Annotated in this window: 21 protein-coding genes and 1 tRNA gene; 10 read left to right on the plus strand and 12 right to left on the minus strand. The window is 73.0% G+C overall.

Annotated features, from left to right (window positions below; translation table 11 throughout):
* Window positions 1–50 precede the first annotated feature (50 nt).
* Window positions 51–677, minus strand: coding sequence for an ATP-binding protein (locus ACFIF2_RS14190; protein WP_395572975.1), 627 nt, complete (start codon window positions 675–677; stop codon window positions 51–53).
* A 182-nt stretch (window positions 678–859) separates the two neighbouring features.
* Entirely contained in the window at window positions 860–1,237 is a 378-nt protein-coding gene (locus tag ACFIF2_RS14195; protein WP_395572976.1) for an STAS domain-containing protein, read from the minus strand.
* 242 nt (window positions 1,238–1,479) lie between these two features.
* Between ACFIF2_RS14195 and ACFIF2_RS14200 the strand changes: the two genes are divergently transcribed.
* Window positions 1,480–2,406, plus strand: coding sequence for an RNA polymerase sigma factor SigF (locus ACFIF2_RS14200; RefSeq protein ID WP_395572977.1), 927 nt, complete (start codon window positions 1,480–1,482; stop codon window positions 2,404–2,406).
* 265 nt (window positions 2,407–2,671) lie between these two features.
* Window positions 2,672–4,270 (plus strand): RICIN domain-containing protein, encoded by a 1,599-nt coding sequence (locus ACFIF2_RS14205; protein ID WP_395572978.1) that lies wholly within the window; start codon window positions 2,672–2,674, stop codon window positions 4,268–4,270.
* A 16-nt stretch (window positions 4,271–4,286) separates the two neighbouring features.
* Here the strand turns inward: ACFIF2_RS14205 and hutI are convergent, their stop codons facing one another.
* The 4 genes from hutI to hutU are packed head-to-tail and all read right to left on the minus strand — an operon-like array spanning window position 4,287 to window position 9,761.
* The gene (gene hutI / locus ACFIF2_RS14210) at window positions 4,287–5,462 is read right to left on the minus strand and encodes an imidazolonepropionase (RefSeq protein ID WP_395572979.1); all 1,176 of its coding nucleotides are present in this window, start codon (window positions 5,460–5,462) and stop codon (window positions 4,287–4,289) included.
* Window positions 5,463–5,500: 38 nt separating this feature from the next.
* Window positions 5,501–6,868, minus strand: a complete 1,368-nt coding sequence (locus tag ACFIF2_RS14215; protein ID WP_395572980.1) for a formimidoylglutamate deiminase — start codon at window positions 6,866–6,868, stop codon at window positions 5,501–5,503.
* Window positions 6,865–8,082 (minus strand): allantoate amidohydrolase, encoded by a 1,218-nt coding sequence (locus ACFIF2_RS14220; RefSeq protein WP_395572981.1) that lies wholly within the window; start codon window positions 8,080–8,082, stop codon window positions 6,865–6,867. Before ACFIF2_RS14220 ends, ACFIF2_RS14215 begins: the two co-directional genes overlap by 4 nt.
* The gene (gene hutU, locus ACFIF2_RS14225; RefSeq protein ID WP_395572982.1) at window positions 8,079–9,761 is read right to left on the minus strand and encodes a urocanate hydratase; all 1,683 of its coding nucleotides are present in this window, start codon (window positions 9,759–9,761) and stop codon (window positions 8,079–8,081) included. The genes ACFIF2_RS14220 and hutU overlap by 4 nt, the downstream gene beginning before the upstream one ends.
* A gap of 115 nt (window positions 9,762–9,876) precedes the next feature.
* On the opposite strand from hutU, the gene ACFIF2_RS14230 reads away from it, so the two are divergent.
* Complete coding sequence (locus ACFIF2_RS14230; RefSeq protein WP_395572983.1) at window positions 9,877–11,385, plus strand: diaminopimelate decarboxylase; 1,509 nt, start codon at window positions 9,877–9,879, stop codon at window positions 11,383–11,385.
* Between the two features lie 151 nt (window positions 11,386–11,536).
* Here the strand turns inward: ACFIF2_RS14230 and ACFIF2_RS14235 are convergent, their stop codons facing one another.
* Window positions 11,537–12,121 (minus strand): hypothetical protein, encoded by a 585-nt coding sequence (locus ACFIF2_RS14235; RefSeq protein ID WP_395572984.1) that lies wholly within the window; start codon window positions 12,119–12,121, stop codon window positions 11,537–11,539.
* Window positions 12,122–12,273: 152 nt separating this feature from the next.
* A complete protein-coding gene (locus ACFIF2_RS14240; protein ID WP_395572985.1) occupies window positions 12,274–13,143 on the minus strand; it encodes a MurR/RpiR family transcriptional regulator in 870 nt (289 codons plus the stop codon).
* Between the two features lie 176 nt (window positions 13,144–13,319).
* On the opposite strand from ACFIF2_RS14240, the gene ACFIF2_RS14245 reads away from it, so the two are divergent.
* Entirely contained in the window at window positions 13,320–13,745 is a 426-nt protein-coding gene (locus ACFIF2_RS14245; RefSeq protein ID WP_395573173.1) for a hypothetical protein, read from the plus strand.
* 358 nt (window positions 13,746–14,103) lie between these two features.
* Here ACFIF2_RS14245 and ACFIF2_RS14250 read toward each other — a convergent pair whose 3' ends face one another.
* Window positions 14,104–15,483, minus strand: coding sequence for a cystathionine beta-synthase (locus tag ACFIF2_RS14250; protein WP_395572986.1), 1,380 nt, complete (start codon window positions 15,481–15,483; stop codon window positions 14,104–14,106).
* Window positions 15,484–15,651: 168 nt separating this feature from the next.
* Here ACFIF2_RS14250 and ACFIF2_RS14255 point away from each other — a divergent pair, with 168 nt between their 5' ends.
* The 3 genes from ACFIF2_RS14255 to ACFIF2_RS14265 all read left to right on the plus strand — a co-directional run bounded on the left by ACFIF2_RS14255 (window position 15,652) and on the right by ACFIF2_RS14265 (window position 19,288).
* Window positions 15,652–16,674 (plus strand): SGNH/GDSL hydrolase family protein, encoded by a 1,023-nt coding sequence (locus tag ACFIF2_RS14255; protein WP_395572987.1) that lies wholly within the window; start codon window positions 15,652–15,654, stop codon window positions 16,672–16,674.
* Window positions 16,675–16,938: 264 nt separating this feature from the next.
* Window positions 16,939–18,159, plus strand: a complete 1,221-nt coding sequence (locus ACFIF2_RS14260) for an acetyl-CoA C-acetyltransferase (protein ID WP_395572988.1) — start codon at window positions 16,939–16,941, stop codon at window positions 18,157–18,159.
* A gap of 328 nt (window positions 18,160–18,487) precedes the next feature.
* Complete coding sequence (locus ACFIF2_RS14265) at window positions 18,488–19,288, plus strand: hypothetical protein (RefSeq protein WP_395572989.1); 801 nt, start codon at window positions 18,488–18,490, stop codon at window positions 19,286–19,288.
* A 49-nt stretch (window positions 19,289–19,337) separates the two neighbouring features.
* Here ACFIF2_RS14265 and ACFIF2_RS14270 read toward each other — a convergent pair whose 3' ends face one another.
* On the minus strand, window positions 19,338–19,619 hold the full coding sequence (locus ACFIF2_RS14270; RefSeq protein WP_395573174.1) for a hypothetical protein: 282 nt from the start codon (window positions 19,617–19,619) through the stop codon (window positions 19,338–19,340).
* A 133-nt stretch (window positions 19,620–19,752) separates the two neighbouring features.
* Here ACFIF2_RS14270 and ACFIF2_RS14275 point away from each other — a divergent pair, with 133 nt between their 5' ends.
* The gene (locus ACFIF2_RS14275; RefSeq protein ID WP_395572990.1) at window positions 19,753–19,983 is read left to right on the plus strand and encodes a DUF4287 domain-containing protein; all 231 of its coding nucleotides are present in this window, start codon (window positions 19,753–19,755) and stop codon (window positions 19,981–19,983) included.
* A gap of 96 nt (window positions 19,984–20,079) precedes the next feature.
* Here ACFIF2_RS14275 and ACFIF2_RS14280 read toward each other — a convergent pair whose 3' ends face one another.
* Window positions 20,080–20,997, minus strand: coding sequence for a Bax inhibitor-1/YccA family protein (locus ACFIF2_RS14280; RefSeq protein ID WP_395572991.1), 918 nt, complete (start codon window positions 20,995–20,997; stop codon window positions 20,080–20,082).
* A gap of 212 nt (window positions 20,998–21,209) precedes the next feature.
* A tRNA-Leu gene (locus ACFIF2_RS14285) sits at window positions 21,210–21,293 on the minus strand.
* A 426-nt stretch (window positions 21,294–21,719) separates the two neighbouring features.
* On the opposite strand from ACFIF2_RS14285, the gene ACFIF2_RS14290 reads away from it, so the two are divergent.
* The gene (locus ACFIF2_RS14290; protein ID WP_395572992.1) at window positions 21,720–22,490 is read left to right on the plus strand and encodes an ABC transporter ATP-binding protein; all 771 of its coding nucleotides are present in this window, start codon (window positions 21,720–21,722) and stop codon (window positions 22,488–22,490) included.
* 55 nt (window positions 22,491–22,545) lie between these two features.
* On the plus strand, window positions 22,546–25,074 hold the full coding sequence (locus ACFIF2_RS14295) for an ABC transporter permease (RefSeq protein WP_395572993.1): 2,529 nt from the start codon (window positions 22,546–22,548) through the stop codon (window positions 25,072–25,074).
* The last annotated feature ends 6 nt before the right edge of the window (window positions 25,075–25,080 follow it).

The following is a 25,080-nucleotide window of genomic DNA, read 5'->3' on the forward strand; positions in this document are numbered from 1 at the left end:
GGGGGAGCGTGCATGGCGTCGCGAGGCAGGCGGGAATTGTCAGACAGGCCCTAGGCGGGCGCGCCCAGCTCCGCCCACACGCGCTTGCCGGCGACCCCCGGCGTGCGCACCACGCCCCAGTCCAGGCACAGGCGCTGCACGATGAACATGCCGTGCCCGCCGGGCCGTCCCGCGCGGTGCGGGGTGCGCGGTGCCGGCTGGCCCGTACCCCGGTCGGAGACCTCCAGCCGGATCACCTTCTTCTCGCAGGTGATCCACAGCTCCTCGGGCCCCTCGGCGTGCAGGCACGCGTTGGTGACCAGCTCGGACACCACGAGCAGGACGTCCTCGGCGGCGGCCCGCTGGTCCGCGGTGGCGGACGGCAGCCAGCCCCAGGCGTACAGCGCCTGGCGGGTGAAGTCGCGGGCGAGCGGCACCACGCCGCTCTGGTCGTCGAAACTCAGCCTGCGGACCTGCCGCCCTCCGCCGCCCTCGGCCGAGGACACGGGCGCGGGCGGCCCGGAGGACGCGGACGCAGAAGGAGACGACGACATGGACCCCCCGATCACGGCGGCCTGCCCCCCGGGCACGCCTCCCTCGGACTCTCCGGTCCCGGGCGCGCTCCCCTCGGACGCCCCGGAAGCGCCGCTGGGCTCCGGACCGCGGTCGCCCGGCGAGTAGGGCCGGGTGGTGCTCATCAGCGCTTCACCTCACCGATTCACCAGTTCACGTTTCAAAGTCGTACACAGTCGGTTCAGGGTGTCTCCTGCCCGACGGGACCGTCCGAACACCCATGTATTCGGCACGAAACACGGGGCGGGGCCGAAACGCCCGCCCCGGCAAGCGCACGGGACCCGTCGGCGGCCGGACAAGGAGCGGCTCAGTCGGACGCGTCGGCCAGGGCGGCCTCGAGCGTGTCGTGGAGGGTGAAGACCGCTTCGGCCCCCGTGATCTCGAACACCCGGGCCACCACAGGCTGCATGGCCACCAGGTGCACTCCGCCCCCCGCCGCCTCCGCCTTCAGCCGGGCACCGAGCAGAACGTTGAGCCCCGTGGAGTCGCAGAACTCCAGACGTGAGCAATCGACGACCAGCCGGTGGAATCCCTTGGCGAGACAGTCCTCCAGCGGCTCGCGCAACAGATCGGCGGTGTGGTGATCCAACTCACCCGCCGGAGTCACGACGGCACTGGGGCCCTCTTCCCGCACTTCCACCAGAAGCCGGCCCGACTGGGCACTGCCGACCGTCCCGCGGTCCATGCCGTTTCTCTCTCCCGAGGTCGTGACTGCTTGCTGACGCCCTCGAACACTACGCCTTCCCGCAGCACTCCGACACCCGAGCAACCACACACAAACGGACATACCCGCACAGAACACACTTGCGGTTGCCTCGGTAAACCCGGTAGGGCTAGTAGGACACGTAAACCGACACGGCCGGCTTTGGAGGCGCCGCACACCGCACAGTGCACGTAATTGGCTTCGGCAGCCGCATGCCGAGAACGATGGAGGACATCATGTCACCCCGGCTCGACGGATCGCGTACCCAAGAAGCGACGTCGACACTCCCTCCGGAACATCTGGATCCCATCGAGCAGCACGACGCGCCCGTCGACCACGACGGCGCACTCGCCGGGCTTCCGGACATCCCCGCTTACGACGAGGTCGCTCCGGCGGACGCCCGGGCCCTGTCCAAGACCCTCTTCGTGCGACTGGAGTCGCTCGAGGAAGGCACCCACGAGCACGCGTACGTACGCAACACGCTCGTCGAGCTCAACCTCGCCCTGGTCAAGTTCGCCGCCTCCCGCTTCCGCTCCCGCAGCGAGCCGATGGAGGACATCGTCCAGGTCGGCACCATCGGCCTGATCAAGGCCATCGACCGCTTCGAGATGTCCCGCGGTGTGGAGTTCCCCACGTTCGCGATGCCGACCATCATCGGCGAGATCAAGCGCTTCTTCCGCGACACCTCGTGGTCCGTGCGCGTCCCGCGCCGCCTCCAGGAGCTGCGGCTCGACCTGGCCAAGGCCGGTGACGAGCTGGCCCAGCGCCTCGACCGTGCCCCCACGGTGGGCGAACTGGCCGAGCACCTCGGCCTGTCCAAGGACGAGGTCGTCGAGGGCATGGCGGCGTCCAACGCCTACACCGCCTCCTCGCTGGACGCCCAGCCGGAGGAGGACGACGCCGAGGGCGCTCTCGCCGACCGCATCGGTTACGAGGACCACGGACTCGAGGGCATCGAGTACGTCGAGTCGCTGAAGCCGCTGATCGCCGAGCTGCCCTCCCGGGACCGGAAGATCCTCTCGCTCCGCTTCGTCGCGGGCATGACGCAGTCGGAGATCGGCGAGGAACTCGGCATCTCCCAGATGCACGTCTCGCGCCTGCTGTCGCGCACGCTCGTACGACTGCGCAAGGGGCTCACGGTCGAGGAGTGATCCTCACCGGGTGACGCTTGCCCTCCAGGGGGGTGGTCCGACGCCGGGCCGCCCCCCTTCGGGCTGTGCGCACCGAAGCCTCGCGCGTCGAAAGCCTCGCGCGCCAGACCCTCGCGCGCCGAACCCTCGCGCGCCGGAAACGGCCGCCTGTTACCCGCGGACACCTCTTTCCCCGCGGACGCCCTTCCACCACTATGGCACCCCCAAACTGGCCGGTAGGTCAGCACCGGAGCCGTGGGGCGGCGGGGTACGAGGAGGCGGACGGATGGTTCGGGGCGAGGGCACCGGCAGGGACGCCCGGGCGGCGGACGGCGGGGACGCCGGCCGGGCCGGGGATGCCGCGTACACCGGCGCGTCCGACGCGCGGCTGACCGAGCTGCTGCGTGCTGACACGCCCACCGCCTATCCGGCGCTCCAGGAGCTGCGCGCACGGCACCAGCCGTCGGTCCTCGCCTACGCCCGCCTGTGCGCGGCCGGCGAGTCCACGGCGCGGCAGCTGGCCGCCCGGGCCTTCACGCTGGCGGCCCGCCAGGCGGCGCGCGGCACCGACGCCGGCGGCCCGTGGCGGCACCGGCTGCTGCTGCTCACCGGGGAGATCGCGGCCGGGTGGGCGGCCGACGAACGCTCCGCCGGTCTCGACGCCGGCCTGCTCCTCGTGGTCAACACGGCGGGCACCGGCTGCCCGGTCCCGCCCCTGCTCGCCGCCTTCCGTTCCCTGCCGTCCCGCGCCCAGGGGCTGCTCTGGTACGGCGTGGTGGACGGCGAGTCCGCCGACCGCACGGCGGACCTGCTCGGCCTCGGCCGCCAGGACGTCGCCCACGGCACGGCACCGGCGCTCCAGGCACTGTCGCGGGCCTGTCTGCGGTCCCGGCTGGCCGCCTCCGACGACCCGCGCTGCGTTGGCTTCCGGCGCCTCATCGAGGAGTCCGTACGGCCCGACGGCCCCCGGGACAGCGCCGATCTGCGGGCCCACATGGCGCACTGCCCGCACTGCGCGGCGGCGCACGAGGAGCTGTGCACCCTGCGGGACTCCCCGCGCACCGCGCTGGCCGAGGGGCTGCTGCCCTGGGCGGGCACCGCGTACGCCGCGCGGCAGGCGGACGAGCCGGACGGCGGCGCCGCCCCGCTCGCGATCTCCGGCGTCTGGCCGCCGTCGCGCCGCTTCGCCCTGGCCTCGGCGGCCCTGGGCGTGGCCCTGGTCCCGCTGCTCCTCCTGCTGGTGTCGCCGGACGACGCCCCGTCCCGGCCGACGGGCGACGCGTCCTCCCGGCCCCCGGCCGGACCACCGCCGGTGACGGTGACCGCGACCGTCCCGGCGACGCCGGCCTCCCCCACACCCTCGCCGTCCCCGTCGTCGGCGTCCCCCTCCGCGACGCCGAGTCCCGTGCCGACCCGCACCGTCCACCCGTCGCCGACGCCGACGCCGTCACCGACGCGGACCACGCCGTCGCACCGGGCGCCGGGCGCCGCGTACTCCCAGGTGGTGAACGTGGGCTCGGGCCGGTGCCTGGACATCGACGGCGGCCTGGAGAAGGGCACGGACGTCGTCACGGCGCCCTGTACGTCGTCCCCCACCCAGCTGTGGCGGGTCGACGCGGGGCGCGGGGTGGTCCAGTCGTACGCCGACGAGGACTACTGCCTGGACAGCCGCGGCTCCGTGGACCGGGGCGTCGGCATCTGGGCGTGCGACTCGGTCGACGGGCGCAACGGCCAGAACCTCCGCTTCTCGGTGGACGCCCACGGCGTGATCCGCCCCGGGATCGCCCCGGACCGCGCGGTGACGCCGGGCGGGGGTGACGCGGTGGTCCTCGTCGGGGCGGGCTCGGGGCGGACGGACCAGCGGTGGCGGGCCGGGGCGTCCTGAGCCGTGCGGACGGGCGTCACACCACGCGCGCTCCGCGCCGCCAGACGCCGCTCACCAGGGGTACTCCGGGCCGGTAGGCCAGGTGGACGTGGCTGGGGGCGTCGAGGAGCGTCAGGTCGGCGTACGCGCCCGGGGTCAGCCGGCCGATGTCGTCGCGGCGCAGGGCCGCCGCACCGCCCGCGGTGGCCGACCAGACCGCCTCGTCGGGCGTCATGCCCATGTCCCGTACGGCGAGCGCGACGCAGAAGGGCACGGAGGACGTGAACGACGAGCCGGGGTTGCAGTCGGTGGACAGCGCGACCGTCACACCGGCGTCGATCAGGCGCCGGGCGTCCGGCCACCGGGCGCGGGTGGAGAACTCGGCGCCGGGGAGCAGGGTGGCGACGGTGCGGCTGTGGGCGAGGGCGTCCACGTCGGCGTCGGTGAGGTGGGTGCAGTGGTCGGCGCTGGCCGCGTCGAGTTCCACCGCGAGCTGGACGCCGGGGCCGTAGGAGAGCTGGTTGGCGTGGACGCGCGGGTGCAGGCCCTTGGCCTTGCCCGCCGTGAGGATCGCGCGGGCCTGGTCGCCGTCGAAGGCGCCCTGCTCGCAGAAGACGTCGATCCAGCGGGCGTGCGGGGCGCAGGCGTCGAGCATCTCGCCGGTGACGAGGCCGACGTAGGCGGCGGGGTCGTCGGCCAGTTCGGGGGCCACGATGTGGGCGCCGAGGAAGGTGACCTCGTCGGTGTGGCGGGCGGCGACGCGCAGGGCGCGGGACTCGTCGGCGGTGGTCAGGCCGTACCCGGACTTGGTCTCGAAGGTGGTGGTGCCCTGGCGCAGGGCCTCCGCGAGGTAGCGGGTGAGGCCCGCCTCCAGTTCCGCGTCGCTCGCGGCGCGGGTGGCGGCGACGGTGGTGCGGATGCCGCCGGCGCTGTAGGGGCGCCCGGACATGCGGGCGTTGAACTCCTCGGTGCGGTCGCCCGCGAAGAGGAGGTGGGAGTGGGAGTCCACGAAGCCGGGGAGGACGGCCCGGCCGCCGGCGTCGACCCGGTTGTCAGTGGCGGGTGCTTTGCTTGATTCACCGGTCCACGCGACGCGGTCGCCGTCGATGACGACGGCCGCGTCCCGGACCAGTCCGAGGGGGGAGTTGTCACCGAGGGAGGGGTCGTTGGTGACGAGTGCGGCGATGTTGGTGATGACGGTGCTGCTGCTCATGGGGTCCCTGGTGTCTTCGTCGGGGCGGGGGCTGGTCGTCAGGCACGCAGGGCTTCGACGGCCCGCGCCAGGGCCTGCGGCACATCCGGTACGAGGGCGTGCGCCCCGTCGCGCACGACGTGCCGCCCGCCCACGACCGTGTGCCGTACGTCCGCCGCGGTCGCCGCGAATACGGCCGTCTCGGCGCCGAGCCTGGGCAGCGGCCCCGCCGTCCTGACCGAGTCGAGGGCGATCGTCGCGAAGTCGGCGCGGGCGCCGGGCTCGATGGTGCCGGTGTCGTCCCAGCCGAGGGCCGCGTGACCGTCGGCGGTGGCCGCGCGCAGCAGGGCGGCGGCGGTCCAGTGGCCGCGGGTGCGGGTGCGCAGGCGCTCGTTCAGCTCCATCGCGCGCGCCTCTTCCAGCAGGTCGACGACGGCGTGGCTGTCGGAGCCGAGGGAGAGCGGGGAGCCCGCCCGCTGGAGGGCGGCGGCGGGGCCGATGCCGTCGGCGAGGTCCCGTTCCGTGGTCGGGCACATGCAGGTGCCGGTGCGGCTGCCGCCGAGCAGGGCGACGTCCTCGTCGGTGAGGTGGGTGTTGTGGACGCCGGTGGTGCGCGGCCCGAGCACGCCGTGGTCGGCGAGGAGGCGGGTGGGGGTGCGTCCGTGGGCTTCGCGGCAGGCGTCGTTCTCGGCGGTCTGCTCGGACAGGTGCACGTGGAGCGGGGCCCGCCGCTCCTCGGCCCAGCGTGCCACGGTCGCCAACTGGTCGGCGGGCACGGCCCGTACCGAGTGGATCGCGGCACCGATCCGTGCGTGATCCCGTTCCTTGAGAACTGAACAGCGTTGCGCCCAGGCGTCCGCCGTCCCGTCGGAGAAGCGGCGCTGGTGGGTGTTCGGGGGCTGTCCGAAGCCGGCGGACAGGTAGCAGGTGTCGAGGAGGGTGATGCGGATGCCGGCGTCGGCGGCGGCCTCGATCAGCGCCTCGCCCATCGCGTTGGGGTCGGCGTAGGGGGTGCCGCCGGGGGCGTGGTGGACGTAGTGGAACTCGCCGACGGTGGTGATGCCGGCGAGGGCCATCTCGGCGTACACCGCGCGGGCGAGGTCGCGGTAGGTGTCCGGGGTGAGCCGGTCGGCGACCGAGTACATGACCTCGCGCCAGGTCCAGAAGGTGCCGGAGCCGACCTGCACGGTGCCGCGCAGAGCCCGGTGGAAGGCGTGGCTGTGGGCGTCGGCGAGGCCGGGGAGGGTCAGCCCGCGCAGGATCTCGGCACCGGGGGGCGGGGTGGGGGTGGCCTGCCGGACGGAGGTGATGCGGCCCCCGCCCACCTCGACGGCGACGCCCGGCTCGACGTGGGTGCCGAGCCAGGCGTGCTCCAGCCAGTACGTGCGGGTCCGCTCGGTGGTGGTCACGCGCTCGGTGGTGGTCACGTGCAGGCCAGCCCTTCCAGTACGTCGGCGAGTGCGGTCACCCCGGCCACGCAGTCGTCCTCGGCGGCGTACTCGGCCGGGGAGTGCGAGACGCCGGTGGGGTTGCGCACGAACAGCATGGCGGTCGGGACGCTGCCGGAGAGGATTCCGGCGTCGTGTCCGGCACCGGTGCCGAGGACGGGGACCTTCAGTTCCGTCTCCGTGCCCAGGATGCGGGCGAGTTCGTCGCGCAGGGTGTGGTCGAACTCGACGACGGGGGTGAAGGACTCGCGGACGACGTCGAGGCCGACGCCGTGGGCCGCGGCGTACGCGCGGGCGGCCTTCTCCACTCCGCCGACCACGGTGTCCAGGCTCTCCTGGTCGGCGGCGCGGGAGTCGAGCCACGCGCGCACCAGGGAGGGGATGGCGTTGACGCCGTTGGGTTCGACGGCGAGCTTGCCGAAGGTGGCGACGGCGCCCGCGAGTTCGGCCTCGCGACGGGCGGCGAGGACGGTCTCGGCGTAGGGCGGCATGGGGTCGTGCCGGTCGGCGAGGCGGGTGGTGCCGGCGTGGTTGGCCTCGCCGCGGAAGTCGAACCGCCAGCGTCCGTGCGGCCAGATGGCGGACGCGATGCCGATGCGGTCGCCGGACAGGTCGAGGGCGCGGCCCTGTTCGACGTGGAGTTCCACGAAGGCGCCGATGCGGGCCAGCCGCTCGGGGTCGGGGCCGATGGCGTCCGGGTCGTACCCGGCGGCTTCCATGGCCCGCGGGAGCGTGATGCCGTCGCCGTCGGTCAGGCGGTGGGCCTGCTCGACGGTGAGCGCGCCGGCGGTGAGCCGGGAGCCGGCGCAGGCGAGGCCGAAGCGGGCGCCCTCCTCGTCGCCGAAGTTGACGATGCCGAGCGGCCTGGTGAGCCGCGCTCCCCTTCCGCGCAGTTCGTCCAGGGCGGCGAAGGCGGAGACGACCCCGAGGGGACCGTCGAAGGCGCCGCCGTCGGGCACGGAGTCGAGGTGGGAGCCGGTGACGACGGCGTTTCCGGCGGCGGGGTCGCCGAGCCAGGCCCACTGGTTGCCGTTGCGGTCCACCTCGTAGGTCAGCCCGCGCGCCTCGGCCTGCTCGCGGAACCAGGCCCGGCAGTCCGCGTCGGCGCCGGTCCAGGCGTAGCGGCGGTAGCCGCCGGAGGCGGAGCTGCGGCCGACCGGCAGCAGCTCCGCCCACATGCTGTGGAAGCTCACGCGTCGCCACCCTCGCGGGTCTCGGCGCCCTCGCGCATGGGCACGCGCACGCCCCGCTCCCCGGCGACCGACTCGGCGATGTCGTAACCGGCGTCCACGTGCCGGATGACGCCCATGCCGGGGTCGTTGGTGAGCACCCGGCGGATCTTCTCCCCGGCCAGCGGGGTGCCGTCGGCGACCGTCACCTGGCCGGCGTGGATCGAGCGCCCCATGCCGACGCCGCCACCGTGGTGCAGGGAGACCCAGGAGGCGCCGGAGGCCACGTTGACCATGGCGTTGAGCAGGGGCCAGTCGGCGATGGCGTCGGAACCGTCGAGCATGGCCTCGGTCTCCCGGTACGGGGAGGCGACGGAGCCGCAGTCGAGGTGGTCCCGGCCGATGACGATCGGCGCGGACAGCTCACCGCTCGCGACCATGTCGTTGAACCGCTCGCCGGCCTTGTCGCGCTCGCCGTAGCCGAGCCAGCAGATACGGGCGGGCAGGCCCTGGAAGTGGACCCGCTCCCCCGCCATCTTGATCCAGCGGGCCAGCGACTCGTTCTCCGGGAAGAGGTCGAGGATCGCCCGGTCGGTCCTGGCGATGTCGGCGGGGTCGCCGGACAGGGCGGCCCAGCGGAAGGGACCCTTGCCCTCGCAGAACAGCGGGCGGATGTACGCCGGTACGAAGCCGGGGAAGGCGAAGGCCCGGTCGTACCCGGCGAGCTGGGCCTCGCCGCGGATGGAGTTGCCGTAGTCGAAGACCTCGGCGCCGGCGTCCATGAAGCCGACCATGGCCTCGACGTGCTTGGCCATCGACTCACGGGCGCGGGTGGTGAAACCGGCCGGGTCCTTGGTCGCGTACGACTGCATGTCGTCGAACTCGACACCGCTCGGCAGGTACGCGAGCGGGTCGTGGGCGGAGGTCTGGTCGGTGACGATGTCAATGGGCGCGCCCTCGGCGAGCATCTGCGGCAGCAGGTCCGCTGCGTTGCCGAGCAGGCCGATGGAAAGCGGGCGGCGGGCGTCACGGGCCTCGGTGGCGAGCTGCAGGGCGTGCTGCAGCGAGTCGGCCTTCACGTCCAGGTACTTGTGCTCGATGCGGCGCTCGATGGCGCGCGGGTCGACGTCGATACAGATCGCGACGCCGTCGTTCATCGTCACGGCCAGCGGCTGGGCGCCGCCCATGCCGCCGAGGCCGGCGGTGAGGGTGATGGTCCCGGCGAGGGTGCCGCCGAACTTCTTCGCGGCGACGGCGGCGAAGGTCTCGTAGGTGCCCTGGAGGATGCCCTGGGTGCCGATGTAGATCCAGGAGCCGGCGGTCATCTGCCCGTACATGGTCAGGCCGAGCTGCTCCAGGCGGCGGAACTCCTCCCAGTTCGCCCAGTCGCCGACGAGGTTGGAGTTGGCGATGAGGACGCGCGGGGCCCACTCGTGGGTCTGCATGACGCCGACGGGGCGGCCGGACTGGACGAGCATCGTCTCGTCCTGCTTGAGGGTGCGCAGCGTCCGCACCATCGCGTCGAAGGAGCGCCAGTCGCGGGCGGCCTTCCCCGTACCGCCGTAGACGACGAGCTTGTCGGGGTGCTCGGCGACCTCGGGGTCGAGGTTGTTCTGCAGCATCCGCAGGGCGGCCTCCTGCTGCCAGCCCAGCGCGCTCGGCTCGGTACCGCGTGGCGCGCGGACAGGGCGGGGTCCGGACATGGTGTTCCTCCTGGTGACGTGCTCCCGGCGAAATTTGTTACTGCGGATATTCACATACTCGCTTCATGAATAGAACTAGTCAATACGGCCGTGTCCCGGCACGCGGGGCGCACGGATGTTTGGCTGGATGTGCGGGCAGGCGGCCGGATGGACCGGCGGACGGCGAGGGACGGAGGATCGCGTGAGCGACGGCACGGTCGGGAGCGGAGACATCAGGCGCGGGGGCGTCGGGAGCGGGGACGTCGGAAGCGGGAATGTCGGGAGCGGGGACGCCGGTGGCACCGGCACGGACCGGGCGGGGCGACGGGACGAGGCGGTGCGGGCGGCCGTGGATCAGGGGCTGCTCGGACCCGGCACCCCGATCGTCGGGCTGCTGGACGTGGCCGGGATACGGGAGACGGCGGCGGCCCTGCGGTCGGCGTTCGAGGCCGTGACGGCACCCGGGACGCCCGTGCTGCACGCCTTCGCGGTGAAGGCGACCCCGCTGGTCCCGGTGCTGCGGCTGCTGCACGAGGAGGGCATCGGCGCCGAGGTCGCGAGCCCGGGCGAGCTGGCACTGGCACGGGCGGCGGGGGTGCCGTCCGCGCGGACGGTGCTGGACTCCCCCGCCAAGACGCCGGGCGAGCTGCGGGAGGCGCTGGCGCTGGGCGTCGCGGTCAACGCGGACAACCCGCAGGAGCTGGCGCGCCTCGACGGCCTGATGGCCGAGGGGAGGAGTAGCTCCCCGCTCGGCATCCGGGTCAATCCCCAGGTCGGCGGGGGTTCCATCGAGGCGCTGTCGACGGCGACGGCCACCTCGAAGTTCGGGGTGGCGCTGCGCGACGAGGGGGCGCGCGAGTGGGTGGTGCGGGCGTACCTGGACCGGCCGTGGCTGACCCGGCTGCACGCGCACACCGGCTCCCAGGGGATCCCGCTGGCGCTGATGGCCGAGGGCGTGGCGGCGACGTACGCGCTCGCCGAGGAGATCAACGAGCGGGCCGGACGCCGGCAGGTCGACACGCTCGACATCGGTGGCGGACTGCCGGTGAACTTCGCGTCGGAGGAGACGGCACCGACGTACGCCGACTACGCGCGCGTGCTGCGCGAGGCGGTTCCGGGCCTCTTCGACGGGCGGTACGGGCTGGTCACCGAGTTCGGGCGGTCCCTGCTGGCCAAGCACGGCACGGTGGTGGCGCGCGTCGAGTACGCCAAGAGCGCCGGGGGGCGGCCGGTCGCGGTGACGCACGCGGGCGTGCAGGTCGCGACGCGGACGGTGTACGCGCCGGGCGCGTGGCCGCTGCGGATCGCCGCGTACGACGGCAAGGGGCTGCCGAAGGAGGGGCCCGACGTGGTGCAGGACGTCGCGGGGCCGGCGTGCTTCGCGGGGGACCTGCTGGCCGTGGGCCGGGCGATGCCCCTGCTGGAGCAGGGGGACTACGCGGCGGCGCTGGACACGGGGGCGTACTACTTCGCGCATCACTACGCGTACAACTCGCTGGCGCGGCCCGGGGTGTACGGGTTCAGCCCGGACGGCACCGGGGGCGTCGCCTTCGCGACCGTGCGCGAGGCTCAGACGGTCGCGGAGATCGTGTCGGAGGCGGGCGGGGCGCACGCGGACGCGCTGACGTCCCCGCCCGGGTCATGACGCGGCCGGGGTGACGCCGGGGGACGCCGGGGTGCCAGGGCGCCGGGGTGCCAGGGCGCCGGGGTGCCAGGGCGCCGGGGTGGCGCCACGCCCTCGGGAGTGCGGGACCGTGACGCGCGCGGCCGTGCGCCGCGTGGGTGCGCGGCCGGCGTCACACCAGCGCCGCCTTCCTGCGCCGCGCCCCGCCCGGCGCCGCGTCCCCCGCCGCGATGCCCGTGCTGCGGCAGGCCTTGACCGCCTTGCCCGCCGGGCGCCCGCCGTCGCGGGCGAGCCAGTCGACGCGGACCCACAGGAGGGCGTCCTCGGCCTGCTCGCGGCGGCCGATCCACGCGGATTTCAGCCACAGTCCGACGCCGCAGCCGGCCATCAGCATCCCGGCGGCGGCGGGGACGGCGAAGGCGCTGCCCACGGCGGCGGCGAAGGCGAGGAGCAGCCACCAGCGGTGCCCCCGGCGCCAGTTGCGTACGGTCACCGCGCGGTCCTGGAGCACGTCGTGCTTGCTCGCGCGGGCGGCCGAGCGGGCCAGCTCGGTGTACCGCCTCCGCCGCACGGTCGCCACGACGGCGACCGCCACCACGAACAGCGCGGCGCCGGCCAGGACGCCGATCCGGCGTCCGGTCACCCCCGGTACCAGCACCCCGATGCCCGCCGCGAACACGCCCAGCCACCACAGCGGGGCCGCCCCCGCCCGTACGACGACGGCGACCCGAGCCAGCCCCTGTCCTCCGCGCGCCACGTCCGGCCTCCTGTCCCGTTCGGCTTCCCGCCATGCGTCTGAAGGGTGTGAGGCGAGGCAGGTTAACGGAAGAAGCTGAGACGAATCTGAGAACGCGGCCACCGGTGCCGACACCTCGCCTCCGCCGCGCCGGTCCGCGAAGTGACCCCGCGTCAGTCCACGAACAGGCCTCGCGCCGCCGCCCTCGTGTCGAACTCCTCCAGCCGGGCCTGGGCGTCGGGCAGGTCGTCGCACATGGCCTCCAGCAGCACCCGGCCCAGCAGCATCGGCGCGCAGGCGGTGTCGAAGGCCAGGCCGGTGCCGACGGCGGCGGGCAGCAGCAGGTCGGAGACCTTGGCGACCGGCGCGAAGGCGGAGTCGGCGACGGTCACCACCGTGAGCCCCGCCTCCTTGGCGTGGGCGAGGGCCTCCACGACCTCACGCGGATGGCGGGGCAGGGCGAAGCAGAGCAGGGCCGTCGCCCCGGCCCGCACCGCGGCGTCGACGCGGTCGTGGAGCATGGTGCCGCCCTCGCCCAGGAACCGGACGTCCGGGTGGACCTTGGCGGCGAAGTACGCGAAGCCGTGCGCCTGGGCCGCCGCCGCCCGCAGCCCGAGGACCGGCAGGGGCCGGCTGGCGGCGAGGACCCCGCCCGCCTCCCGTACCGGCCCGGGGTCGGCGAGCGCCTCCGCCAGATGGCGCAGGTTCTCGATCTCGGCCGCCACGGCCTGCTGGTACTCGTTGCGGGCGCCGGCGTCCGGCACCGGCTCCGCGGGGGCGACCTCACGCAGGTGACGGCGCAGCGCCGGGTAGCCGTCGAAGCCGAGGGCGACGGCGAACCGGGTCACGGACGGCTGGCTGACCCCGGCCAGCTCGGCCAGCTCGACACTGGAGAGGAACGGCACGTCGGCGGCGCGCCGCACCATGCTGTGCGCGATGCGCCGCTGGGTCGGCGTCAGGCGGTGCCCCTCGAAGAGCGCCTGCAGCCGCGCGGCCGGGCTGTCGGTCGCGCCGGTCCCGGTCGTCCCGGTGGTCCCGCTCATGACGTGCTCCCCCTCGGCCTATTCACCTGCCCCGCTTTCTGCATACCGTTATACAGCGAGGCGGCGGCCCGTACGACGCCGAGCGCCCCCTCCTCCCGGCCGCCCCCCGACGGAAACGGGGGCTAACCCCAGTGCCGTCGCCGCCCCGGTTTCCTACCGTGGGAGCCATGACGGGAATGGACGGGCGGGACACCGACCTGAAGAAGGAACTCGACGCCACCCTGCAGACCCGCAGGGAGCTGGGCGAGGAGTACGAGTCCGCGCTGGTCGACTCGTTCCTGGAGAAGGTCGACCAGCGCATCGACGGAGCGGTCGAGCGCCGGGTGCGCCGGCACCTCGCCGAGCAGCAGATGACGGCGGCGCGGGACAGCCGGTCGCCGAGGTCCACGGACTCCTTCGGCGAGCGCTTCGGCTTCGGCATCGTCTCGCTGGTGCTGGCGGTCCCGCTGTCCGCGATCGGCGGCGGTGTCGCCGACCTCGCCGGACTGCTGGTCGCCTGGGCCGGCATCGTCGGCGTCAACGTCGTCCAGGCCGCCCGGACCACCCCGGGCCTCTTCGGACGCCGCCACCGCGCCGGGAAGTCCGACGCCTGGGAGGACTGAGCGGGGCCCGGCCCGGAGGAAGACCGCGCGGGGCCGGGGGAGAAGACTGCGCGGGGACCGCCGCACCCCCATCGCTGGGGGGCGGGACGACGGCGGTCCCCGCGGGGGACGCGCGAGCCGGGCCTCACGGCCGGGCGGCGCGTCCGTGGCGTCCATGGAGGTCCGGGAGCCGCTCCGGAAGGTCCTTGACGCCGTTCGGTGCCGGCCGGGGCGGGGAGCCGCTCCCGCCCTGCCGACAACCACCACTGTGCCGGTCGCGTGTTAAGCGTGTGCTGCGCGAACGTGTCGCGCGAGTACCGCTTCCGCGAAGTCCCCGGTGATCATCGTGGACGTCGCGCCCGGCCGGCGGACCCGCGGGTCACTTGGCGAGGAAGGACAGCAGGTCCTGGCGGCTCACCACACCGGTCGGCTTGCCCTCGACGAGGACGATCGCCGCGTCGGCCGCGCCGAGCACCGACATCAGGTCGGCGACGGGCTCGCCGGAGCCCACCTGGGGCAGCGGGGAGGACACGTGCTTCTCCAGCGGGTCGTCCAGCGAGGCCCGCTTGGTGAACAGGGCGTCCAGCAGTTCGCGCTCCACGACCGAACCGACGACCTCGGCGGCCATCACGTCCGGGTGGCCGGCGCCCGGCTTCACGATCGGCATCTGCGAGACGCCGTACTCGCGCAGCACCTCGATGGCCTGGCCGACGGTCTCGTCCGGGTGCATGTGGACGAGGGAGGGGATGTGGCCGCCCTCCTTGTGGTTCAGGACGTCGGCGACGCGGGCGCTGGGGCCGGCGTCCTCCAGGAAGCCGTAGTCGGCCATCCACTCGTCGTTGAAGATCTTGCTGAGGTACCCGCGCCCGCTGTCCGGCAGCAGGACCACGACCACGTCGTCCTCGCCGAGGCGCTCGGCGACCCTCAGCGCCGCGACGACCGCCATGCCGCAGGAGCCGCCCACCAGCAGGCCCTCCTCCTTGGCGAGGCGGCGGGTCATCTGGAAGGAGTCCTTGTCGGAGACGGCGACGATCTCGTCCGCGACCTCACGGTCGTACGCCGTCGGCCAGAAGTCCTCGCCGACACCCTCGACGAGGTAGGGGCGCCCGGAGCCGCCCGAGTACACCGAGCCCTCGGGGTCGGCGCCGATCACCTTGACCGCGCCGTCGCTGGCCTCCTTGAGGTAGCGCCCGGTGCCGGAGATGGTGCCGCCGGTGCCGACGCCGGTGACGAAGTGGGTGATCTTCCCCTCCGTCTGCTCCCACAGCTCGGGGCCGGTGGAGTGGTAGTGGGAGAGCGGGTTGTGCGGGTTGGAGTACTGGTCCGGCTTCCAGGCGCCCGGCGTCTCGCGGACCAGGCGGTCGGAGACGTTGTAGTAGGAGTCCGGGTGCTCGGGGTCGACCGCCGTCGGGCAGACGACCACCTCGGCGCCGTACGCGCGCAGCACGTTGATCTTGTCGGTGGACACCTTGTCAGGGCAGACGAAGATGCACTTGTAGCCCTTCTGCTGGGCCACGATCGCCAGACCCACGCCCGTGTTCCCGCTGGTCGGCTCCACGATCGTGCCGCCGGGCCGCAGCTCACCGCTCTTCTCCGCGGCCTCGATCATGCGCAGGGCGATGCGGTCCTTCACCGAGCCGCCCGGGTTGAAGTACTCCACCTTGGCCAGGACGGTGGCCCTGATGCCCTTGGTCACGCTGTTGAGCCGCACCAGCGGGGTGTTGCCGACGAGGCTGATCATCGAGTCGTGGAAATGCACCGTGGTCTCCGGATGCCGCAAAGGATGTGGTCGTTATCGGTCCCGCCAGCCTATGGCCTGCCGCCCCGGTGATGCCCCGTGACGGTCGTTCACTCCCCGTTGAGATTGGGCGACCGTCGGTACGGGGCAAGCAGTGGGTGTACGGGTTGGAGGAGGTGGCGGCGACGCATGACAAGCATGTCGAGGGCGCGGGTGGCCAAGAGGATCGCGGCCGGCGCGGCGTACGGCGGCGGCGGCATCGGGCTGGCCGGTGCGGCCGCGGTCGGTCTGCTGCTGGCGGAGGTGCAGTTGGCCAGGCGCCGGGTGGGCATCGGCGGCCCCGACCGGGTGCCGAACGCGCGGGGACTGTACGGCGACACCCTGCCGACGGCCGGTGAGCCGCCCCTGCGGCTGATGATGCTGGGCGACTCCACGGCCGCCGGGCAGGGTGTGCGCCGGGCCGGGCAGACCCCCGGCGCGCTGCTGGCGTCCGGGCTGTCGGCGGTGGCGGAGCGGCCGGTGGAGCTGGGTTCGGTGGCGTCGCCGGGGGCCTGTTCGGACGACCTGGACCGGCAGGTGGCGCTGGTCCTCGCGGATCCGGACCGGCTCCCCGACATCTGCGTGATCATGATCGGGGCGAACGACGTCACCCACCGGATGCCCCCGACCCAGTCGGTGCGGCACCTGTCCGGCGCGGTGCGGCGGCTGCGCACGGCGGGCGCGGAGGTGGTGGTCGGCACCTGCCCGGACCTGGGCTCGATCGAACGGGTGCGGCAGCCGCTGCGCTGGCTGGCCCGGCGGGCCTCGCGGCAGCTGGCGGCGGCCCAGACCATCGGCGTCGTGGAGCAGGGCGGGCGCACGGTGTCGCTGGGCGACTTGCTGGGTCCGGAGTTCGCGGAGAACCCGCGCGAGCTGTTCGGCCCCGACCACTACCATCCGTCCGCCGAGGGCTACGCCACGGCTGCGATGGCGGTCCTGCCCTCGGTGTGCGCCGCGCTCGGCCTGTGGCCGGCCGAGGAGGAGCGCCCGGACGCGCTGCGCCGCGAAGGCTTCCTGCCGGTGGCGCGTGCGGCGGCTCAGGCGGCGTCGGAGGCCGGCACGGAGGTCGCGGCCGCGATGCCGAGCGGGCCGCGGGGCCCGTGGGCGCTGCTGAAGCGGCGACGCCGGCGCAGGGTGGCGGAAACCGAACCCACCAGCCCGTCCGGCGTGTGACCCCGAGACCGCCCGGGCCGAAACGGGTGCGGTGCCCTCGGGGGTCGGGGCCCCGCCCAGGCACGTGGGGCGCGGCCCCTGAAGCGCGGGAGGCAGGCGGCAGCCCAGCCACCGGAGCCAAGGTGACCGCTCAACCGCCAGAGGCAAAAGCAAGCGCTTAGAAAGTTGCGGTCCATGTCACACCGCCGCACCCGTGACCCGGGCCATACGTCCGGGTAACTTCCCAACCAGCCGCCTCATCCCCGCGACGCCACTGGAGCCGTGATGCCCGAAGCCGTGATCGTCTCAGCCACCCGCTCCCCCATCGGCCGCGCCTTCAAGGGCTCCCTGAAGGACCTGCGCCCCGACGACCTGGCCGCCACGATCATCCAGGCGGCCCTCGCCAAGGTCCCCGAGCTGGACCCGCGGGACATCGACGACCTGATGCTCGGCTGCGGCCTGCCCGGCGGCGAGCAGGGCAACAACCTCGGCCGGATCGTCGCCGTCGAGATGGGCATGGACCACCTGCCCGGCTGCACCGTCACCCGGTACTGCTCCTCGTCCCTCCAGACCAGCCGCATGGCCCTGCACGCCATCAAGGCCGGCGAGGGCGACGTCTTCATCTCGGCCGGTGTCGAGATGGTCTCCCGGTTCGCCAAGGGCAACTCCGACAGCCTGCCGGACACGCGCAACCCCCTGTTCGCCGAGGCCGAGGCCCGTACCGCGGCCGTCGCCCAGCAGGAGGGCACCACCTGGCACGACCCGCGCGAGGACGGCCTCGTCCCCGACCCGTACATCGCGATGGGCCAGACCGCCGAGAACCTGGCCCGCTGGAAGGGCGTCACGCGGCAGGACATGGACGAGTTCGGCGTCCGCTCGCAGAACCTCGCCGAGGAGGCCATCAAGAACGGCTTCTGGGAGCGCGAGATCACCCCGGTCACGCTGCCCGACGGCACGGTCGTCTCGAAGGACGACGGCCCGCGCGCCGGCGTCACCCTGGAGGGCGTCCAGGGCCTCAAGCCCGTCTTCCGCCCCGACGGCCTGGTCACCGCCGGCAACTGCTGCCCGCTCAACGACGGCGCCGCCGCCCTCGTGATCATGAGCGACACCAAGGCCCGCGAGCTGGGCCTGACCCCGCTCGCCCGCATCGTCTCCACCGGCGTCTCCGGCCTCTCCCCCGAGATCATGGGCCTCGGCCCGGTCGAGGCGAGCAAGCAGGCGCTGTCCCGCGCCGGGCTGACCATCGACGACATCGACCTGGTCGAGATCAACGAGGCGTTCGCCGCGCAGGTCATCCCCTCCTACCGCGACCTCGGCATCCCGCTGGAGAAGCTGAACGTCAACGGCGGCGCCATCGCCGTCGGCCACCCCTTCGGCATGACCGGCGCCCGCATCACCGGCACGCTGATCAACTCCCTGCAGTGGCACGACAAGCAGTTCGGCCTGGAGACCATGTGCGTCGGCGGCGGCCAGGGCATGGCCATGGTCATCGAGCGCCTGAGCTGACCCGCTCGCGCCGACGCGCCCGAAACGGCCGGGGCGTCGCCGGAGAGCCGCTGACAAACTGTCAGTAGCGCCCGCCGGACCCAGCGTGACGAGACGGCCCGGAACCCCGCTCACCCCAGGGTTCTGGGCCGTTTTGTGATCCAATCTCCCCCAGGATGTGACCTACCTCTCCCGGCCCCCCGATTTACGCAGGTCAGACCAGCCACACCCCCACCTTCCAGGCCCAAAGTCCTGTCCGTTTCGTGACGTTACGCACTGACAGACGATTAGTCCTCCGTTCAAGCTGAGGTAGGAAGTCGGGGGTCGACTTTGAACCGGGAGTACGTCAGTGAGCGCCATGCCCATCGCCCTGCTGCTCACCACGGCCGCCACCGGCGCCGTGGGTGTCGCCGTCCTGCGCAGCGTTCTGGTGCTGCGCCGGCAGGTGACGGCCCTGCGCGCGGAGCTGGCCGAGAGCCGCGCCGCCGCCACGCGTGGCCGGGTGCCCGCCGCCCGGACCACCGCCGACGCCGAGGAGATACGCGCCGCCGTCGCGGAGGCGCTCGCCGAGGAGCGCGAGCGTGAGCTCGCCGAGGCGCGGGCCTTCTGGGCCGCCCAGGACTCCCGGGACGCCTCGGACGCACCGCTGCTGCTCGGCCTGTCCGACAGCGAGCTGTTCCTGCCCCGCCAGGCCGATTTCGTGGGCCTGGAGCCCGTGGTCGAGCCGGGTGCGGACATCGACGACCCGGCGGCGAAGGACGCGGGCCCCCGGGAGTCCGCCGAACTGGCCGCAGCCCGCCGCCGGCACCCCTCGCACCCGGACTTCGTGCCGAACCCGTCGCCGGCCGTGGGCGACCACGAGCGCACCGTCGCCACCCTCGAGGAACTGGCCGAGTCGAGCATCGCGCTCGCGGACGTCCGGCCGGGCCCGCTGGGCACGCTCGACGTGTACGTCTTCGCCGACGGCACCACCCTGTGCATGACCCCGGGCCACCGCGAGACCGCGGAGCGCCTGGCCGCCGCGCTGGGCGCGGGCAAGACGCCGTACCTCCTCGGCGGCTCGGGGATCTCCGGCGCCTACACGCTGACCTTCGCCTGCGGCGAGGAGAACGTCTACATCCTGGCGGACCGCGTCATCGCGTCCCTCTAGCCGGACCCCGGCCCCCTCGCGCGGTCAGGCCGCCGGCCCCCTCGCGCGGTCAGACCCCGGCCCGCTTGCGGGCCTCCTCCACCAGGCCCACCGCCTCCTCCACCTGGTCCTCGTCGGTCAGCACGAGGGCCAGGTCGTGCGCGGCGACGGCGATCTGGTCGGCGGCGGCGAACATCCCCGCGTCCGGCATCTGTCTCGGCTCCGTCCCCGGCTCCTCCGCCAGCTGGGCCCGCCGGGCCAGCTCCCTGGCCAGCTCCAGCGCCTCGGCGGCGGCCCCGCGTTGCAGCCTGCTCTGCGGGGCGGCCCGCAGGCGGTCGGCGAAGTCGTCCACGGCACGGGTCAAAGGCGTCGTATCCACCACGGCGCGAGCGTACGCGCCCCGCCGGGACTGTTGCCAACGGGCGAACGCTCAGGCACGGTGACCTGAAGGACCGGCTTACATCCCCTTTCGCCCGGAGGCGCCGATGTCCCATGTCTTCTCCGAGGAGACCCATCGCAACATGCTCGCCCGCATCCCGCACTGCACCGGTCGTGAGATCTCCGACTGGCTGCGCACCGTCGAGGACGGCCCGTCCCTCTTCCGCTTCGAGGAAAAGGTCAGCTGGCTCCGCCACGAGCACGACCTCGCGTACGGCCACGCGAAGGCGATCGTCCACGAGTACGACCTGAGGCGGGCCGCGCGCAAGCTGGGTTAGGCGGGCGCGGCCGCCACGACGACGAAGGGCCCCGGGCGGGAAGCCCGGGGCCCTTCACACGTCGTCGGCGCGTGCGCCGCGTCGTACCGCTCGCCGCTAGTCGTTGCTGTTCAGAATCGCGATCAGCCGCAGGAACTCCAGGTACAGCCACACCAGCGTCAGCGTGAGGCCGAAGGCGGCGAACCAGGCCTCCTCGCGCGGGGCGCCGTACGCCAGGCCGTCCTCGACCTGCTTGAAGTCCATGGCCAGGAAGCAGGCACCGAGGATGATGCCGACGATGCCGAAGACCACACCGAGGGCGCCGCTGCGGAAGCCGAGGCCGTCACCGCCGCCGAAGACGGCGAACAGCAGGTTCACCATCATCAGGAAGACGAAGCCGAGCGCGGCCGCCATCACGAAGCCGTAGAAGCGGCGGTTGACGCGGATCCAGCCCGCCTTGTACGCGATCAGCACACCGGCGAAGACCGCCATCGTGCCGATCACGGCCTGCATGGCCGCGCCGTCCGCGATGCGGTTGTCGACGACGCTGGAGACGACACCGAGGAAGACACCCTCGAACGCCGCGTACGTCAGGATCAGCGCGGGCGAGGCCTTGCGCTTGAAGGACTGGACGAGCGCCAGGACCATGCCGATCAGCGCGGCACCGATACCGATGCCGTAGGAACGGCCGATGTTGGCGTCGTCCACCGGCAGCAGCGCCCACGCGAGCGCGGCCGTGACGACCAGAACACCGAGCGTGCTCGCCGTGCGGATGACGACGTCGTCCATCGTCATCCGGCCGGTGGTGGCCGGCGCCTGGGGCGGCGCGCCGTGCTGCAGGTCCTGCTGGGCGTACGGGTTCTGCGCGTACGGGTTGGCCTCGGGCTGGGCGTACGGGTTGCCCGCGGGCTGTGCGTACGGGTTGCCCTGCGTGGCGACAGCGGGGCCCCCGGCCTGCGGCGCGGCGTTGAAGCCCGCGTAGCCGTTGTCGCGGCTGAACCCCCGTCGCGAGAAGACCGGGTTTCTGCTCCTCATTTCACTCCTCCATGGCCACACGACGCAGCCTTGGCTCAAGAGTAATGGAACGGCAAAGGAATGACCCTACTGCTTGGGGAGGATCTTTCCCCGCACCTGCCGGACAACACGCTACGCCGACCGGTGATTCCCCTCACGCGCGGGGCGCTCACACGGGCGCACTCCGCTCACCCGGCCGGGAAGCCGGTACGGAGGGCCGAAGACGGCGGAAGTGCCCGGAGCCGGACTTGAACCGGCACGCCCGCGAAGGGGCAGCGAGGTTTAAGCTCGCCGTGTCTGCATTCCACCATCCGGGCAGGCCATGGGCTCCGCGTCGAGTGCCCCGAGCCTATCGGGACGCGACCCCCGAACAGCGGGCGGGCGGACCGATCTTGTCTTATTTTATTGGCGCCTGAGGGAGCATCAGCTCCCGGGGCAGGCCGCCCACACCTGCCAACACCCTCGCGTGCGAGAGTCGGCCACGTATGCGGAATGACGGAATTTCACCGTCCCGACAAGGGTGCCCGCCCCGTTCTCGCGCCGGGTCCGCGCGCCGGGCTCCGCACCCGGTTCCGCACCCGGCTCCGTCAGGGTCGCCCGTCATCCCCAGGTATGACACCGGCGCCCGCGGTCCGACCGAAGTCTCCCCCCGGAACCGGAACAGCGGCTGACTACACGGCGTCCGGCGGCCGGAAGGATGGAACACGTCCCCGAGCATCCGCCGTACCGACAGGAGCCCTCCCGTGACCACCGCCCCCATCGCCGACCGGTCCACCCTCGTGGCCGCGCGTGCCACGGAGCTTTCCAAGATCTACGGCCAGGGCGAGACCCGGGTGGTCGCCCTGGACCAGGTCTCCGTCGACTTCCGGCAGGCCGAGTTCACCGCGATCATGGGCCCCTCCGGCTCCGGCAAGTCCACGCTGATGCACTGCGTCGCCGGACTGGACACCTTCTCGTCCGGCTCCGTGCGCATCGGCGACACGGAACTGGGCTCCCTCAAGGACAAGCAGCTGACCAAACTGCGCCGGGACAAGATCGGCTTCATCTTCCAGGCGTTCAACCTGCTGCCGACGCTGACCGCGCTGGAGAACATCACCCTCCCGATGGACATCGCGGGCCGCAGGCCGGACAAGCAGTGGCTGGACTCCGTGATCCGGATGGTGGGCCTCGCCGACCGGCTCGGCCACCGGCCCTCCCAGCTCTCCGGCGGCCAGCAGCAGCGCGTGGCCGTGGCCCGGGCGCTGGCCTCCCGCCCCGAGATCATCTTCGGTGACGAGCCGACCGGGAACCTCGACTCCCGCTCGGGCGCCGAGGTGCTGGGCTTCCTGCGCAACTCGGTGCGCGAGCTGGGCCAGACGGTCGTGATGGTGACCCACGACCCGGTGGCCGCGGCCTACGCGGACCGGGTGGTCTTCCTCGCGGACGGCCGCGTCGTCGACGAGATGTACGGGCCGACGGCCGACTCGGTGCTGGACCGCATGAAGCGCTTCGACGCCAAGGGCCGCACCAGCTGACGTCCCCCCGACGTCCCGCCCGCCCCTCCCCCGTACGTCTGGACAGAGAAGACCCATGTTCCGTACCGCCTTGCGCAACGTTCTCGCGCACAAGGCCAGGCTGTTGATGACCGTGCTCGCCGTGATGCTCGGCGTGGCGTTCGTGTCGGGCACCCTGGTCTTCACCAACACCATCTCCGACGCCCAGCAGAACAGCTCCGCCAAGGGCTTCGACCAGGTCGACGTGGCCGTGACCACCGAGTACCGGGAGGCGGAGGGCGACCGGGTCGGCGAGGCCCCCGAGCTGACCGAGGCCCTCCTCGACGACAGCGCGAAGGTGCCCGGCGCCGCCAGGGCCGTCGGCGTGGTCTCCGGTTTCACCGCCGTAGCCGACAAGGACGGCGGCCTCATCGGCGACGGCTGGAGCACGCGGGGCGGCAACTACTGGGGCGAGCAGGACCCCCGCTACCCGCTGACCGACGGGCGCGCCCCGAAGGGCGAGGGCGAGATCCTCATCGACTCCAGGACCGCCGAGCGCACCGGCTATGGCGTCGGGGACACCGTTCGGATGTCCGTGGACGGCCCGGTCCTCACCCCGAAGGTCGTCGGCGTCTTCACCACCGACGACGGCGGCGTCGCGGCCGGCGGCAGCCTCACCCTGTTCGACACGGCGACCGCGCAGAAGGTGTTCGGCAAGGCGGGCACGTACGACGAGATCGACGTCACCGCGAAGGCCGGTGTCACCCAGGCGGCGCTGAAGGCGCAGCTGGACCGGGCGCTGCCGAAGGGGCTGGTCGAGACCACCACGGGCGAGAAGCTGGCCGCCGACCAGGCGGAGGCGATCGCCTCGTCGATGAGCGGCATGAAGCAGGGGCTGCTGGTCTTCGCCGGCATCGCGCTGTTCGTCGGCACGTTCATCATCGCCAACACCTTCACGATGCTGGTCGCCCAGCGCACCAAGGAGCTGGCCCTCATGCGGGCGGTCGGCGCCTCCCGCCGACAGGTCACGCGGTCGGTGCTGATCGAGGCGTTCGTGGTGGGCGTCGTCGCCGCGGTCACCGGTCTGCTCGCGGGCATCGGCATCGGGGCCGGGCTGCGCGCCCTGATGGGCACGATGGGCGCGGTCGTGCCCGACGGGCCACTGGTGGTCTCGCCCGGCACGATCGTCGCGGCCCTCGCGGTCGGCGTCCTGGTCACCATGCTGGCCGCCTGGCTGCCGGGCCGCCGGGCGGCGAAGATCCCGCCGGTCGCGGCGATGAGCAGCGTGCACGCCACGGCCACCGCGAAGTCGCTGGTCCTGCGCAACACGCTGGGCGCGCTGTTCTCGGCCGCCGGCGTGGCGGTCGTCCTCGCGGCGACGACGATGAGCGGCTCGGACGGGCAGGCCCCGATGGGCCTGGGCGCGGTGCTGCTGATCATCGGCGTGTTCATCCTGACGCCGCTGCTCTCCCGCCCGCTGATCGCCGCCGCGGCACCGGTGCTGCGCGTCTTCGGCGTCGCGGGCAAGCTGGCCCGGCAGAACTCGGTGCGCAACCCGCGCCGCACCGCCGCCACCGCCTCGGCGCTGATGATCGGCCTGACCCTGATCACCGGCATGACGGTGATGGCGGGCAGCCTGCAGAAGTCCATCGACAAGATGGCGTCGGCGGCGATCGAGGCCGACTACGTGGTCTCCATGGCCAACGGCAACCCCCTCTCCCCGGACGTCGCCGAGAAGCTGGGCGGGACCGACGGTGTCACCTCCCTGAGCCCGCTGCGCAACGCGGAGTCCCGCGTCGACGGGCGGACCGAGTACCTCACCGGCGTCACCGGCTCCGCGATCGGCCGGCTGACCGACCTGAAGGTCGAGCAGGGCGCCTTCGAGGTCGGCGGCACGAACGTCGTCGTGGACAGCGACACCGCGAAGGACCACGGCTGGAAGGCGGGCTCCGCCTTCACCGCCGCCTACGAGGACGGCGAGAAGCAGAAGCTGACGGTCGCCGGTGTCTACGAGGGCAACGACATGATCCGCGGCATCATGGTCGACCTGCCCACCGTCTCCCCGCACCAGTCGGACCCGGTCGACATGCAGGTGATGGTGAAGATGTCCGACGGGGCCTCGTCGGCCGCGAAGGACCGGCTGACCGAGGCGCTCGGCACCAACCCGGCGATCAAGATCCAGGACAAGCAGGACATCTCCAACGAGCTGGCCAAGATGTTCACGCTGATGCTGAACATGCTCTACGGCCTGCTGGCCATGGCGGTGATCGTGGCGGTCCTCGGGGTCATCAACACCCTGGCCATGTCGGTCTTCGAGCGCTCCCAGGAGATCGGCATGCTGCGGGCCATCGGCCTGGACCGCAAGGGCATCAAGCGGATGGTCCGCCTGGAGTCCCTGGTGATCTCCCTGTTCGGCGGCGTGCTCGGCATCGGGCTCGGGGTGTTCTTCGGCTGGGCGGCCGGTGAACTGATGGGCACGACGATGCCGACGTACGAGCTGGTCCTGCCCTGGTTCCGGATGGGTGTCTTCCTGCTGCTGGCGGCCGTGGTGGGCGTCCTGGCCGCGCTGTGGCCGGCCCGTCGGGCGGCACGCCTGAACATGCTCCAGGCCATCAAGGCGGAGTAGCCGGTA

It is taken from the genome of Streptomyces sp. BK79 (assembly GCF_044142145.1).
GTDB lineage: Bacteria > Actinomycetota > Actinomycetes > Streptomycetales > Streptomycetaceae > Streptomyces.

Coding starts and splice junctions, on each gene's coding strand:
- ACFIF2_RS14190 (WP_395572975.1), bottom strand. CDS start 677: ATGAGCACCACCCGGCCCTACTCGCCGGGCGACCGCGGTCCGGAGCCC.
- ACFIF2_RS14195 (WP_395572976.1), bottom strand. CDS start 1,237: ATGGACCGCGGGACGGTCGGCAGTGCCCAGTCGGGCCGGCTTCTGGTG.
- ACFIF2_RS14200 (WP_395572977.1), top strand. CDS start 1,480: ATGGAGGACATCATGTCACCCCGGCTCGACGGATCGCGTACCCAAGAA.
- ACFIF2_RS14205 (WP_395572978.1), top strand. CDS start 2,672: ATGGTTCGGGGCGAGGGCACCGGCAGGGACGCCCGGGCGGCGGACGGC.
- hutI (WP_395572979.1), bottom strand. CDS start 5,462: ATGAGCAGCAGCACCGTCATCACCAACATCGCCGCACTCGTCACCAAC.
- hutU (WP_395572982.1), bottom strand. CDS start 9,761: ATGTCCGGACCCCGCCCTGTCCGCGCGCCACGCGGTACCGAGCCGAGC.
- ACFIF2_RS14230 (WP_395572983.1), top strand. CDS start 9,877: ATGTTTGGCTGGATGTGCGGGCAGGCGGCCGGATGGACCGGCGGACGG.
- ACFIF2_RS14240 (WP_395572985.1), bottom strand. CDS start 13,143: ATGAGCGGGACCACCGGGACGACCGGGACCGGCGCGACCGACAGCCCG.
- ACFIF2_RS14245 (WP_395573173.1), top strand. CDS start 13,320: ATGGACGGGCGGGACACCGACCTGAAGAAGGAACTCGACGCCACCCTG.
- ACFIF2_RS14255 (WP_395572987.1), top strand. CDS start 15,652: ATGACAAGCATGTCGAGGGCGCGGGTGGCCAAGAGGATCGCGGCCGGC.
- ACFIF2_RS14260 (WP_395572988.1), top strand. CDS start 16,939: ATGCCCGAAGCCGTGATCGTCTCAGCCACCCGCTCCCCCATCGGCCGC.
- ACFIF2_RS14275 (WP_395572990.1), top strand. CDS start 19,753: ATGTCCCATGTCTTCTCCGAGGAGACCCATCGCAACATGCTCGCCCGC.
- ACFIF2_RS14280 (WP_395572991.1), bottom strand. CDS start 20,997: ATGAGGAGCAGAAACCCGGTCTTCTCGCGACGGGGGTTCAGCCGCGAC.
- ACFIF2_RS14295 (WP_395572993.1), top strand. CDS start 22,546: ATGTTCCGTACCGCCTTGCGCAACGTTCTCGCGCACAAGGCCAGGCTG.